Genomic DNA, 12,542 nt, shown 5'->3' with positions numbered 1-12,542 from the left:
ACCCGTTACACTACGGATACAGCCGGAACCGCGAGCATGATCCCGGCCTGAGGGCCGCTAAGATCATGCTCGAGGCAGAAACTAGGGATGCAGGATGACCTTGCCCATCGCCTGACGTCCGGCGAGCACCTTCAGCGCGTCGGCGGTTTGCGAGAGCGGGTAGGTGCGATCGACATGCGAGGAGATTTTTCCTTCCGCCGTCCACTTCACCAGCTTCTCCAGGTTGGCGCGGTTCTTCTGCGGGTTGACGCGCGTCCACGCGCCCCAGAACACGCCGCGGATGTCGCAGCCCTTCAGCAGCGCCAGGTTCAGCGGCATCTTCGGAATGTCGCCGGCGGCGAAGCCGATCACCAGGAAGCGGCCTTCCCAGGCGATCGCGCGCAGCGCCGCCTCGGCATAGGCGCCGCCGACGGGATCGAAGATGATGTCGACGCCCTTGCCGTTGGTCAGCTTGCGCAGGCCTTCCTTCAGGTCTTCCTTGGAATAGTTCAGCGTCAGCTCGGCGCCATGCTGTTTGGCGAACTCCAGCTTCTCGTCCGACGAAGCGCAGGCGATCACCTTCAGTCCCATCAGCTTGCCGAGCTCGCAGGCGGCGAGACCCGTGCCGCCGGCTGCGCCCAGCACCGCGAGCGTCTCGCCCGGTTTCGGGCTTGCGCGGTCTTCCAGCGCATGCAGCGCGGTGCCGTAGATGATGATGATGCCGGCCGCGCGGTCATAGTCGAGATTGTCGGGAATCTTCACGATGGAGGCGGCCGGCAGCGCGATCTTCTCGCGCGCGCCGTTGTGGCCGCAGGAGGCGACGACGCGGTCGCCGACCTTGAGGTCGGTCACCCCTGCGCCGACGCTTTCGATCACGCCGGCGACTTCCGCGGCCGGTGAGAACGGGAAGGGCGGCTTGATCTGGTACTTGCCCTGGATCATCAGGATGTCGAAGAAGTTCAGCGCCGCCGCCTTGATCGCAATCACGGCCTCGCCGGGCCCGGCCACGGGATCCGGCACATCCGCCAGCACGAGATCGTCGGGCTGGCAGTATTGCGAGCAGAGAATGGCTTTCATGGGTACCCCTGATCTTTTCTGGATTTGACGGCTTTGCCTGCTTCATGCCGGATTTGCAGCCGGGCTACAATCCGCAAAGGATGCATGACCCTCATGGTGAGGAGGCGCACTTGCGCCGTCTCGAACCATGAGGCCACCCCATCCTTCGAGACGGCGCGCTTTGCGGCCTCCTCAGGATGAGGTGGGTCAAGCTTGAAGGGGATAAAACAATGTTTGAAAAGAACCTGCTCAGGGGCAAGCGCATCCTCATCACGGGCGGCGGCTCGGGGCTCGGCGCGGCGATGGGCCGGCGCTTCGCCGAGCTCGGCGCGGCGCTCGTCATCTGCGGCCGCAGGCTGGAATTGCTGGAGCAGACGGCGTCCGCCATGCGCAGCGATTTCGGCGCCGGCGTCAGCGTCGCCAGATGCGATATCCGCGACGGCGCCGCGGTCGAGGTCATGATGGATCGCGTGTTTGCGGAGGCGCCGATCGACGTGCTGGTCAACAATGCCGCGGCAACCTTCCTCGCGCAGACCGAGCATCTGTCGTTCCGCGCGGCGGATGCGATCCTCGGCCCGACCCTGCACGGCACGATGTACTGCACGCTGGCGGCGGGAAAACGCTGGATCGAGCGCAAGCACAAGGGCGTTGTGCTGAGCATCCTCTCGACCTCGACCATCACCGGCCGCGCCTTCACCGTGCCATCTGCGATGGCGAAGTCGGCCGTGCTGGCGATGACCAAGAGTCTCGCGGTGGAATGGGGCCCGAAGGGCATCCGCACCGTGGCGATCGCGCCCGGCGCGTTTCCGACACCGGGGGCCAGCGGCCAGCTCCGCCCGGAGGGCCGCGAGGAGGGCTGGTCCCATCGCAATCCGCTCGGCCGCCATGGCGACCACGCTGAATTGGCCAATCTCGCCAGCTACCTGATTTCCGACCAGGCCGGCTTCATCAATGGCGAGATGGTGGTGCAGGACGGCGGCTCGCATTTGCGCAGTTCCGGCGCCGAGGACCTGCTGCAATGGACCGATGCGCAATGGGAAAAGCAGCGCGCCGCGCGCGCGAAAAACTGAGGCCGCCGTTTGGCGGTGCGGTGCCGGCAACGTCGCGCGCGATCCGCTAACTGCCTTCCCAAACACGCGTTTCCCGGCTATCCATTTCGCCTCTGATGAGGTCGGGGCGGGCCATCTTCAGGTCACAATGATGGGGGAACCAGACCGGATCATGGCGCGGCAAATTCTCACATCGCTGTTGGCGAGCACCATCCTGTGCGCGGCTTCAAGCCTCGCGCTGGCGCAAGGCGCTGCGCCGCCTGCGGCCCCCAAGGCTCCTGCGAAAAAGGACACGGCCAAGCCGCCGGCCGCCATCAAGCCCGAGGCAGCGCCGGCCGCTGCCGGCGGCGCGGAACCGGCCTTGCTCGGCCAATACGGCACCTGGGGCGCCTATAGCGCAACGCCCGGCGGCAAGCGGGTGTGCTTTGCGCTGGCAAAGCCGTCTTCCTCGAAGACCAATCCGCCGAACCGTCCGCGCGATCCCGCCTACGCCTTCGTCTCCACGCGGCCCGCCGAGAAGGTCATCAACGAAGTCTCGATCATGATCGGCTACCAGCTGAAGCCGGGTTCGGAGTCGAGCCTGGAAGTCGGCGGCGCCAGCTACGCCATGTACACCCAGGGCGACGGCCTCTGGATCAAGAACGCCGCCGAGGAGGAGCGCATGGTGGACGCCATGCGCAAGGCCGCCGACGTCACGGTCAAGGGCATGTCCGCCAAGGGCACCGAGACCACCGACACGTTTTCGCTGAAGGGCCTGGCGCAGGCGCTCGACCGCATCGCGCAGGACTGCAGGCGCTGAATTCCCGCAAAACGGCGTTGTTTGGGGGCCGCAGAAGGCCTATTTGATGACTGTTGCCCCTCATCCTGAGGAGCGGCGCTTGCGCCGCGTCTCGAAGGATGAAGGCCCGGGCCTCATGGTTCGAGACGGCGCTCGCGCGCCTCCTCACCATGAGGGGAAACCTCTCGCAAGAACGAACATGACTGCCACATCGACCGAAACCACCGCGGCCAGCGCGCCATTGGAAAAGCAGCCGCTCGAGACCTATGTGCCGCCGGCGAAACCGTCGCTGATCGGGCTGTCGCGCGCCGAGATCGCCGATCGCCTCGGCGAGATCGGCGTTGCCCCCGCACAGCGCAAGATGCGCACGCAGCAGCTCTGGCACTGGATGTATTTCCGCGGCGCCAAGTCCTTTGCAGAGATGACCAACGTCTCGAAGGACATGCGCGCCGAGCTTGAGAAACATTTCACCGTCGACCGTCCCGAAGTGATCGCCGAGCAGATCTCCTCTGACGGCACCCGCAAATGGCTGCTGCGGCTGCCGAGCGGCGACAATATCGAGAGGCCGCACGAGGTCGAGTGCGTCTACATTCCCGAGACCGACCGCGGCACGCTGTGCGTCTCCTCGCAGGTCGGCTGCACGCTCAACTGTTCGTTCTGCCACACAGGCACGCAGCGGCTGGTGCGCAACCTCACCGCCGGCGAGATCGTCGGCCAGGTCATGGTAGCGCGCGATCGCCTCAACGACTGGTCCGACCGCGAGAACGGCAGCCGCCTCGTCACCAACATCGTCATGATGGGCATGGGCGAGCCGCTCTACAATTTCGACGCGGTACGCGATGCGCTGCTGATCGTGGCAGACAACGAAGGCATCGGCATCTCCCGCCGCCGCATCACGCTCTCGACCTCGGGCGTGGTGCCGAACATCGTGCGCGCCGGCGAGGAGATCGGCGTGATGCTGGCGATCTCGCTGCATGCCGTTCGCGACGAACTGCGCAACGAGCTGGTGCCGCTCAACCGCAAATACCCGATCGCCGAACTGTTGCAGGCCTGCCGCGATTATCCCGGCGCCTCCAATGCGCGCCGCATCACTTTCGAATACGTGATGCTCAAGGGCGTCAACGATTCCCTGGATGACGCAAAACTGCTGGTGAAGATGCTCAAGGGCATTCCGGCAAAAATCAATCTGATCCCGTTCAACCCGTGGCCGGGCACGGCCTACGAATGCTCGGACTGGGATAGAATCGAGAAATTCTCCGAGTACATCTTCAACGCCGGCTATTCCTCGCCGGTGCGCACCCCGCGCGGCCGCGACATCCTCGCCGCCTGCGGCCAGCTCAAGTCGGAAACCGAAAAGCTCAGCGTCCGCGAGCGCCAGGCGCTGCGCGCCATGGCGATGACGGATTGATGGTGCATGGTCTTGCGGCATCGTTTGAACATCACCTCCCCCTGAAAGGGGGAGGTCGACGCGCGCGTGCGCGCGGCGGGTGGGGGTCTCTCTCTCCGCGAATCCCGATGCCGCGCCCAACCCCCACCCTGACCCTCCCCCTTTCAGGGGGAGGGAATGGAGTGTGCGCATGGCCCTGATCGGCCGCCTCATCGTCATCCTCTTCGCCTTCCTCGCCGCGTGCCTCGTGGCGGGGATCGTCGTGCTCGGGGCGGTGCTGTTTCCCGAATTCACCGATCTCGGCATCGGCAACATCGATCCGGCGATCAATGTCATCATCGGCATCGGCTTCATCTTCATCTCCGGCTTTGCGTTGCTGCCGGCAATGCTCGTGGCCGCGATTACCGAAGCCTTCTACATCCGCAGCGTGCTGGCCTATGCCATTGGCGGCGCGCTGGTCGGCGCGGCCTGCTATCTCGGGTTGGTCCCGTTCGATCCCGATACCATGCGCTTCGACGGCATCGTGCGTCGTCATCTCGAAATCATGACCGGCGCGGGCATCGTCGCCGGCCTCGTCTACTGGATGATCGCCGGCCGCAACGCCGGCGCCTGGCGCCTGCCGCCGCCTGCGCGGCGCCCGCCGCCGCCCGTGCCGTCGAATTTGCGCCCGCCGTCGCGGTGAGTTGAGATGGTACGTCATTCCGGGTCTGGTCCTTCGGACCATCCCGGAATGACGGGGCAGGGTTTTCAACTTCACCTCCCTCGGCTAAACCCCGCGCCATGAACCGGACCGGACTTTTCATCGCGCTGGGGCTCTTCCTCGTCGTCGGCCTCCTGTTCGGGCTCTATCCCGAGCTCGACCTGAAGCTTTCGGCTGCTTTCTACGATGCCGCCAGCAAGACCTTCCCGCTGAGGCTCAACGGGGGTGCGGGTTTCCTGCGCGATGCGGCGATGTGGATCGCCTGGGCGTTCGTGCTGCCGTCATTCGCGGCGCTGATCTGGAAGGCGATCCGCCCCGACCGGCCGCTGCTGGTGAAGGGCCGCAGCATCATCTTCCTGCTGGCGACGCTGACGCTGTCGGCGGGCGTGCTCACCAATCTCACCTTCAAGACCTATTGGGGCCGGCCGCGCCCGGTGGTGGTGACGGAGTTCAACGGCCCCCAGCAATTCGTGCCGTGGTGGGATCCGCGCGGCAGCTGCGGGCGCAACTGCTCTTTCTTCTCCGGCGAGGGCGCCACCGCCTTCTGGACCTATGCGCCGGCAGCACTGGCGCCGCCGGCATGGCGGCCGCTGGCCTATACGGCCGCCACCGTGTTCGGCGTCGTCACCTCGGGCCTGCGCATGGCCTTCGGCGGGCATTTCTTCACCGACGTCGCCATTGCCGGCCTCGTCACCTTCCTGGTGATCTGGCTCGCCTTTGCCGTGATCTACCGCTGGCCGCGCAGCCGCCTGTCGGACGAGCGGATCGACGCCGCGCTGACGCGGCTGTTCTGGCCGGGCTACCGGCTGACCCGGCGCTGGCGGGGGCAGGAAACCGGCCCGGCGCCGTCGGCGTGAGCGCGGCCGGCAGGCATTAATCGCGTGCCGAGATCAGCGAAATTTGTTATCCGCGCAGCCAGCTACCGATGAAATTCAGCACTTTCGACCGATTGGAAGTTCGATGACTACGATCCTGAAGAGCCTGCCCACGGGCGAAAAAGTCGGCATCGCCTTTTCGGGCGGGCTCGACACCAGCGCCGCGCTGCTGTGGATGAAGCAGAAGGGCGCGCGCGTCTTTGCCTATACGGCCAATCTCGGCCAGCCCGATGAAGCCGACTACGACGAGATCCCCCGCAAGGCGATGGAGTTCGGCGCCGAAAAGGCCCGGCTGGTGGATTGCCGCACGCAGCTCGTCCACGAAGGCATCGCCGCCATCCAGTCCGGCGCCTTTCATGTCTCGACCGGCGGCCTCTCCTACTTCAACACCACGCCGCTCGGCCGCGCCGTGACCGGCACCATGCTGGTCGCCGCCATGCAGGAGGACGGCGTCAACATCTGGGGCGACGGCTCCACCTACAAGGGCAACGACATCGAGCGCTTCTATCGCTACGGCCTGATGACCAATCCGGCCTTGCGCATCTACAAGCCCTGGCTCGACCAGCAGTTCATCGACGAGCTCGGCGGCCGCGCCGAAATGTCGGCGTTCATGACCGCGCACGGCTTCGCCTACAAGATGAGCGCCGAGAAGGCCTATTCGACCGACAGCAACCTGCTGGGCGCCACCCACGAAGCCAAGGATCTCGAACATCTCGACAGCGGTATCAAGATCGTCAATCCCATCATGGGCGTGCCGTTCTGGCGCGACGACTGCACGGTGAAGGCCGAAAAGGTCGTCGTGCGTTTCGAGGAAGGCCAGCCGGTCGCGCTCAACGGAAAGACCTTTGCCGATCCCGTCGCGCTGTTCCTCGAGGCCAACGTCATCGGCGGCCGCCACGGGCTCGGCATGAGCGACCAGATCGAGAACCGCATCATCGAGGCCAAGAGCCGCGGCATCTACGAGGCGCCGGGCATGGCACTCTTGCACATCGCCTATGAGCGCCTCGTCACCGGCATCCATAACGAGGACACCATCGAGCAGTACCGCATCAGCGGCATGAAGCTCGGCCGCTTGCTCTACCAGGGCCGCTGGTTCGACTCGCAGGCGCTGATGCTGCGCGAGACCGCGCAGCGCTGGGTGGCGCGCGCCGTCACCGGCGAGGTGACGCTGGAGCTGCGCCGCGGCAACGACTATTCGCTGCTCAACACCGAGAGCCCGAACCTGACCTACCAGCCGGAACGGCTGAGCATGGAGAAGGTGGAGGATGCCGCCTTCACGCCCGCCGACCGCATCGGACAACTGACGATGCGCAATCTCGACATCGCCGACACCAGGGCGAAGCTGAAGCTCTACACCGAAACGGGCCTGCTCTCGGCGGGAGAAGGCTCCTACATCCCCAGGCTCGACAGCGACAAGGGTTGAGCTGCGCGGGGGCGACGTGCGGTGAGATAGACGCAAACAAAAATGGCCGGGAGCGATCCCGGCCATTTTCGTTTTTCGTGTCGCCTTACCGGCCGCCGGGGCCGACGCCGGGCGGCGGGGGCGGCAGCGCAGCCTGGCCGCCGTTGAGCAGCGGCGTGATGCGGCGGACGGTGACGCGCCGGTTGATCAGGCTCGGCCCGTCGGTCTGCTCCTTCGGATACTGCTCGCCATAACCCTGCGAGGTCAGGTTCTCCGCGGGAACGCCGAACTGCTGCGTCAGCAGCGTGGCGGCCGATTCGGCGCGGCGGTCCGACAGCGAGAGATTGTCGACGTCGGATCCGACCTTGTCGGTATGGCCTTCGATCAGGAACACCTCGCGCGGGTTGGCCTGGATCGCGCGGTTGAGGCCGTCGGCGATCGTCTGCAACTTCGCCGCCTGGTCCGGCGGGATCTCCCACGAACCGGTTTCGAAGACGATTGTGTTGAGGTCGATGCTCGGCATCTGCATGCGCACATTGGGACTGAAGCGGATCTCGTCGAGCGAGTAGCGACGGTCGATCCGTTGCACCGGCGGCGCCACCATCGTCTCGTAGATCACCTCCGGCGGCGCCTCCTGGGCGTCGACGATGTAGCGATCGTAGGGAATGCGGACCACCGGCGGCGGCAGGTCGACATAGAAGCCGCCGATCCCGCGCGGGTCGCGATAGCTGTTGTCGATGATGATGACCTCGCGGCCGAAGCTGTCGCGCCGGATGCGGCGGAGCAGCCGCCCGTCGGCGGCGACCACGGTGACGATCTGGGTGCCGTCGGGACGGATCACAACGGTGCGGGTTTCGCCGCCGATCGTCTCGGTGCGGATGTCGCGGGCTCCGTAGCGGAATCGCTGGAAGTCGTTACCTCGAACGTATTGCTGTCCGCTCGGGTCGCGGATGATGATGCGATCCGGCTCGTAATAGACGGTGCGGCCGCCTTCCACGACCTCCCGCCGCTGGCTGTGCATGTTGGCGATGGTCGCGCCGACCACGGCACCGGCCACCACGCCTGCGCCGATGGCGAGCGGCGTCAGGTTCTCGCGCCGCGGCGGCGGCGGTGGCGGCAATTGTGTTGTGACCGTCGGCGCGGACCGGAAGGCCGGCGAGATGGTCGGAGGTGCATTCTGGAACCTGCCGGGCGGCGGCGTTGCGGCCGCCGTGCCGGGGACGACACTCGGTGCCGCGGCGCCGGCGGGAGGCGGCGGTGTCGCTCCCGGCGGAAGCGCCGGGCGACCCTGCTGGCCGGGCAGCGGCGTGGGCGCGCCACCCGCAGCCGGAGGCGTTCCCGCGGCCGGAGGGGTACCAGCGGCAGGCGGCGTTCCCGCAGCCGGAGGCGTCCCCGGTGCCGTCGTCGTGGCCGGAGCACCCGGTGTCGATCCCGGTACGCCGGGGGGCGGACCGCTGCGCGGCGCCGGTGCGCCGGTCGGCGGGGTGCCGGCGGGCGGCAAGGTCGTGGCGCCGCTGGCGGGCGGCGGTGGCGGCGTGGATGTGCCCTGCGGCGCCGGGGTCGGCGTCGCGGTCGGAGGCGCCTTCATGCCACCGGGAGACGGACCGCCGGGCGGTCCCTTCTGCAGGGCAGGCGGGGTCGTCGTCGGCGTCGCGGTCGGCGTGGTGGTGGGCACCGAGGTCGGCGGCGTGCGCGGCGGCGGCGCAGACGTCGGAGGCGGCGTAAGCGTTGGCGCAGCCGAAGCCGGCGGCGTCACCCTGGGAGGAGGCGGCGGTGGCGGGGGTGACGGCGGCGAAACAGCCTTCGGCGCCGCCGGAGGAGGTGGCGGCAGCGTGGTCGGCTTCGGCGGCGGTGGGGGGGGCGGCGTCTGGCGAATCTGTGGCGGCGGCGGAGGCGGAGGTGCCTGCCGGATCTGCGGCGGCGGAGGCGGCGGCGGTGGCGGCGCCTGCCGGATCTGCGGCGGCGGCGGAGGTGGCGGCGGTGCGGAAGGTCCGGGGCGAGCCGCCGGCGGCGGTGCTCCCTTCTGCGGCGGCTGCTTCGGCCTTCCGTCAGGGCCGAGTTCCTGTCCTTGTGCTTGCGCGAGGACGATCGGAGCGGTTTGCGCCTGGGATGGCAGGCTTGCGAATTGCATCGCCGTGAGGGCGGTGGTGGCAAGCAGCGCGAGGCGAAGGTTTGTCATGACGGTCTGGTTCCCCGGAAGGTTCTGTGCGCCGAACGGTTCGGCATTGGCGATCAACAGCCAGCCATTGGGCCGGATTGTGGCGACCCCGAATCGCCTGAAGCAATTTATTTTAGCATCGCAACGACTTACACGCGCCGTCGTTCATGGTCCATTCAGCCGGTACTTTCGAACCGCAAGCTGCACAACGGCGGGCGCGCTGCAAGGTTCCGCTCGCCTTGCAGGTCAGGCGCCGAGAAGGAGCATGGTGTTGCTGCGCGTCCTGCCCGCGGCGGCATAGCCGCGCGCGAGCATGTCGGCGATGCAGTCGTCCTGCCATTCGTCCCTGGAAAGATGCTCGATGACGACCGCGCGTGGCCACAGCGTCTGCGGCGCCTCCCTGAAGAAGCCGGTCAGCACACGATCCTCGTAGCCTTCGACGTCGATCTTCAGCGCATCGACGCGCGTGACGCCTGCTTGTTCGAGAATGCGCTGCAGCCGCAGCGACGGCACCCGGATCGCCTTGCCCGAGGCGTCGCCCGAGACGATGTGGCTGGCGCCGAGATTGTCGCCGTCGGTCTCGATCAGGAGCTCGCCGTCGTCGGCGCCCGCCGCGGCCTGCACCAGTTTCACCTGGCTGTAGCCGGAGGCCGCATGGTTGAACGCGAGCCGCGCATGGGTCACCGGATGCGGCTCGATCGCGATCACCTTGCCATCAGCGCCGACGTTACGCGCCATCGCCAGCGCATAGGTGCCGACATTGGCGCCGACATCGACGAACACGCCGCCGTTGCGCACATGCGCGCGCAGGAACTGAAGCTCCTCGATGTTGTAGTCGGGATTGAGCAGCGCACCGCGCTCGGTGGCGCTGCCCTGATGATAGAAGCGGAACGAGGCGCCCTGGTAGTCCACGTCGAGCGGACCCGTGCGCAGCAAGTTCAGCAGCCGCGACAGCCAGGGACGGAACGCGCCACGCTTCAGCCCGGTGCGCTGCGCAAGGGCGATGATCGCCGCCTGCGCCGCATTCGGGGCAAGCCGGCCGAACGGCGCGGGCGAAGGATCGTTGTTGGCTTTCAAGCGAGGTCCCCGGAGACGGTAAAACCGGCGCCTGCTTAGCCGGTTTTGCCGGCGACTCCAATCGTTCGTCAGACGCGCCTGGCCGGGACGGCAACCCGCCGCTTCCAGCCCGTGACCATCGCGCGGATCAGGTTTTCCTTCTGCAGCACGCACATCAGGACCACGCCGAGCACGTGCACCGCGGCCAGCGCGATGACGGCATGGGATACGTAGCCATGCGTGTCCTCCACCCAGGGCACGCCGAAGAAGCGCACCGTGGTCGACATCCATCCGGTGACGGTGGAGACCGAAAGCAGGAGCAGCATCGCGGCCAGCATCGCGGTTCCGGCCGGGTTGAGTCCGCGATACCGCCCGGTCCTGCCGCGATGGAGTTTGAGGAGATAGGCCGGCGCGGCGCCGAGCCTGCGGCCAAACGCGCGGAAGCGCGAATAGCGGGTGCCGAACACGCCCCAGCCGATGCGGAACGCAATCAGCACGATGACGGCATAGCCCGCGAAACGATGCAGGCTGTCATGGGTGCCAGGCGTGAACCACGCCAAAGCTACGAAGAAGGCGAGCGACCAGTGGAACGCGCGCAGCGGCCAGTCCCACACCTTCACCATGTCCGGCGCGTCGGAATGCACTGGCGTGGGTTTGGCGGCGTCGTGCGACGCTGAAACGGGCTGCTGCACGGCTGATCCTGCTCGCTGGCCGTCTCAGTTCTTGGCGATGGTCTTCTTCAGGCTGAGGTCTTCGGGGCTGTAGAACAGCTCAAAGAGCTTGCCGCCCTTGACGCCGTAGACCTCGTAACACGAGCCTTCGACCTTGGAGCGGCGCACTTCGTAGCCTGCTTCCCTGGCCTTGGCCTCGGCTTCGCTCGCCGGCTTCCATGAGGCCTTGTCGAGCTTGGTGCAGTCCTTGAAACCGTCGGCCAGCGCAGGCGCTGCGGCAAACAGCGACACCGCCAGCACGGCCGAAACCTTGTTCAACGCTTTCATGAATTCTCCCCACATGGACAGCTGCGGCACGAGCCGTGCCGGATGCGGGGAGCCTTAGCATTGCGGCCGCCGGGAGAAGTTTGGAATCCCTCTTAGAGCGATTCCAGGAAATCTGAATTCTCGCCACAACTCAGGTGTTAGCGTTTTGGCTCGTCATGCCCGGCCTTGTGCCGGGCATCCACGTCTTTCTTTTCGATTGGGAGCCAAGAACGTGGATGGCCGGGACAAGCCCGGCCATGACGGAAGTCAGTCCATCGGTTGAAATCAGACCTGCCGCTCGACCATCTTCAGCTTGAGCTCGGCGATCGCTTCCGAGGGATTGAGACCCTTCGGGCATGCCTTGGCGCAGTTCATGATGGTGTGGCAGCGGTAGAGGCGGAACGGATCCTCGAGATTGTCGAGCCGCTCGCCGGTCGCCTCGTCGCGCGAATCCTTGACCCAGCGCGTCGCCTGCAACAGCGCGGCCGGGCCGAGGAAGCGGTCGCTGTTCCACCAATAGCTCGGGCAGGAGGTCGAGCAGCAGGCGCACAGGATGCATTCGTAGAGCCCGTCGAGCTTCTCGCGGTCCTGGTGGCTCTGCTTCCATTCCTTCTGCGGCGTCGGCGTGGTCGTCTGCAGCCACGGCTCGATCGAGGCATATTGCGCGTAGAAGTTGGTGAGATCGGGCACCAGGTCCTTCACGACCGGCTGGTGCGGCAGCGGGTTGACCTTGACCGCGCCGCCGGAGCCGACGTCATGCATCGACTTGGTACAGGCCAGCGTGTTCTGGCCGTCGATGTTCATGGCGCAGGAGCCGCACACGCCCTCGCGGCAGGAGCGGCGGAAGGTCAGCGTCGGGTCGATGTGGTTCTTGATCCAGATCAGGCCGTCCAGCACCATCGGCCCGCAATCGTTGATGTCGACGTGATAGGTGTCGACGCTCGGATTCTTGCCGTCGTCCGGATTCCAGCGATAGACCCGGAACTCGCGCGTCGCGGTGGCGCCGGCCGGCTTCGGCCAGGTCTTGCCGCCGGTGATCTTCGAATTCTTGGGAAGCGCGAATTCAACCATCTCTTGCCTCTGCGGTTTCCTTCGTCATTGCCGGGCTTGACCCGGCAATCCATC

At 66.5% G+C, this 12,542-nt stretch carries 12 protein-coding genes; 6 read left to right on the top strand and 6 right to left on the bottom strand.

Annotation, left to right across the window (positions count from 1 at the left end; all coding sequences use genetic code 11):
• Window positions 1-81: 81 nt before the first annotated feature.
• Window positions 82-1,056 carry an NADPH:quinone oxidoreductase family protein gene (locus HZB49_RS26780; protein ID WP_291616895.1) on the bottom strand — a complete coding sequence of 325 codons (975 nt, stop codon included), beginning with the start codon at window positions 1,054-1,056 and terminating at the stop codon, window positions 82-84.
• A gap of 209 nt (window positions 1,057-1,265) precedes the next feature.
• On the opposite strand from HZB49_RS26780, the gene HZB49_RS26775 reads away from it, so the two are divergent.
• The 6 genes from HZB49_RS26775 to argG all read left to right on the top strand — a co-directional run bounded on the left by HZB49_RS26775 (window position 1,266) and on the right by argG (window position 7,247).
• Complete coding sequence (locus tag HZB49_RS26775) at window positions 1,266-2,105, top strand: SDR family oxidoreductase (protein ID WP_291616893.1); 840 nt, start codon at window positions 1,266-1,268, stop codon at window positions 2,103-2,105.
• Between the two features lie 148 nt (window positions 2,106-2,253).
• Window positions 2,254-2,883: an invasion associated locus B family protein gene (locus HZB49_RS26770; protein WP_291616940.1), complete on the top strand. Its 630-nt coding sequence runs from the start codon at window positions 2,254-2,256 to the stop codon at window positions 2,881-2,883.
• Window positions 2,884-3,061: 178 nt separating this feature from the next.
• A complete protein-coding gene (gene rlmN, locus HZB49_RS26765; protein ID WP_291616891.1) occupies window positions 3,062-4,270 on the top strand; it encodes a 23S rRNA (adenine(2503)-C(2))-methyltransferase RlmN in 1,209 nt (402 codons plus the stop codon).
• Between the two features lie 169 nt (window positions 4,271-4,439).
• Window positions 4,440-4,931, top strand: a complete 492-nt coding sequence (locus tag HZB49_RS26760; protein WP_291616889.1) for a hypothetical protein — start codon at window positions 4,440-4,442, stop codon at window positions 4,929-4,931.
• A gap of 98 nt (window positions 4,932-5,029) precedes the next feature.
• Entirely contained in the window at window positions 5,030-5,806 is a 777-nt protein-coding gene (locus HZB49_RS26755) for a phosphatase PAP2 family protein (RefSeq protein WP_291616887.1), read from the top strand.
• Between the two features lie 103 nt (window positions 5,807-5,909).
• The gene (gene argG, locus HZB49_RS26750; RefSeq protein ID WP_291616885.1) at window positions 5,910-7,247 is read left to right on the top strand and encodes an argininosuccinate synthase; all 1,338 of its coding nucleotides are present in this window, start codon (window positions 5,910-5,912) and stop codon (window positions 7,245-7,247) included.
• Window positions 7,248-7,332: 85 nt separating this feature from the next.
• Here argG and HZB49_RS26745 read toward each other — a convergent pair whose 3' ends face one another.
• The 5 genes from HZB49_RS26745 to HZB49_RS26725 form a co-directional block, all read right to left on the bottom strand.
• Window positions 7,333-9,405 carry an OmpA family protein gene (locus HZB49_RS26745; protein ID WP_291616883.1) on the bottom strand — a complete coding sequence of 691 codons (2,073 nt, stop codon included), beginning with the start codon at window positions 9,403-9,405 and terminating at the stop codon, window positions 7,333-7,335.
• A 225-nt stretch (window positions 9,406-9,630) separates the two neighbouring features.
• On the bottom strand, window positions 9,631-10,461 hold the full coding sequence (locus HZB49_RS26740; RefSeq protein WP_291616881.1) for an FkbM family methyltransferase: 831 nt from the start codon (window positions 10,459-10,461) through the stop codon (window positions 9,631-9,633).
• A gap of 68 nt (window positions 10,462-10,529) precedes the next feature.
• Window positions 10,530-11,063 carry a cytochrome b/b6 domain-containing protein gene (locus tag HZB49_RS26735; RefSeq protein ID WP_291616938.1) on the bottom strand — a complete coding sequence of 178 codons (534 nt, stop codon included), beginning with the start codon at window positions 11,061-11,063 and terminating at the stop codon, window positions 10,530-10,532.
• A gap of 93 nt (window positions 11,064-11,156) precedes the next feature.
• Complete coding sequence (locus HZB49_RS26730) at window positions 11,157-11,438, bottom strand: PepSY domain-containing protein (RefSeq protein ID WP_291616879.1); 282 nt, start codon at window positions 11,436-11,438, stop codon at window positions 11,157-11,159.
• A 264-nt stretch (window positions 11,439-11,702) separates the two neighbouring features.
• Window positions 11,703-12,488: a succinate dehydrogenase iron-sulfur subunit gene (locus HZB49_RS26725; RefSeq protein WP_291616877.1), complete on the bottom strand. Its 786-nt coding sequence runs from the start codon at window positions 12,486-12,488 to the stop codon at window positions 11,703-11,705.
• Window positions 12,489-12,542 lie beyond the last annotated feature (54 nt).

It is taken from the genome of Bradyrhizobium sp. (assembly GCF_016219575.1).
GTDB lineage: Bacteria > Pseudomonadota > Alphaproteobacteria > Rhizobiales > Xanthobacteraceae > Bradyrhizobium.
The sequence above is the reverse complement of the archived record's forward strand: the minus strand, read 5'-3'. Positions and strand labels throughout refer to the sequence as shown.

Coding starts and splice junctions, on each gene's coding strand:
- HZB49_RS26780 (WP_291616895.1), bottom strand. CDS start 1,056: ATGAAAGCCATTCTCTGCTCGCAATACTGCCAGCCCGACGATCTCGTG.
- argG (WP_291616885.1), top strand. CDS start 5,910: ATGACTACGATCCTGAAGAGCCTGCCCACGGGCGAAAAAGTCGGCATC.
- HZB49_RS26735 (WP_291616938.1), bottom strand. CDS start 11,063: ATGGTGAAGGTGTGGGACTGGCCGCTGCGCGCGTTCCACTGGTCGCTC.
- HZB49_RS26760 (WP_291616889.1), top strand. CDS start 4,440: ATGGCCCTGATCGGCCGCCTCATCGTCATCCTCTTCGCCTTCCTCGCC.
- HZB49_RS26755 (WP_291616887.1), top strand. CDS start 5,030: ATGAACCGGACCGGACTTTTCATCGCGCTGGGGCTCTTCCTCGTCGTC.
- HZB49_RS26745 (WP_291616883.1), bottom strand. CDS start 9,405: ATGACAAACCTTCGCCTCGCGCTGCTTGCCACCACCGCCCTCACGGCG.
- HZB49_RS26725 (WP_291616877.1), bottom strand. CDS start 12,488: ATGGTTGAATTCGCGCTTCCCAAGAATTCGAAGATCACCGGCGGCAAG.
- HZB49_RS26730 (WP_291616879.1), bottom strand. CDS start 11,438: ATGAAAGCGTTGAACAAGGTTTCGGCCGTGCTGGCGGTGTCGCTGTTT.
- HZB49_RS26775 (WP_291616893.1), top strand. CDS start 1,266: ATGTTTGAAAAGAACCTGCTCAGGGGCAAGCGCATCCTCATCACGGGC.
- rlmN (WP_291616891.1), top strand. CDS start 3,062: ATGACTGCCACATCGACCGAAACCACCGCGGCCAGCGCGCCATTGGAA.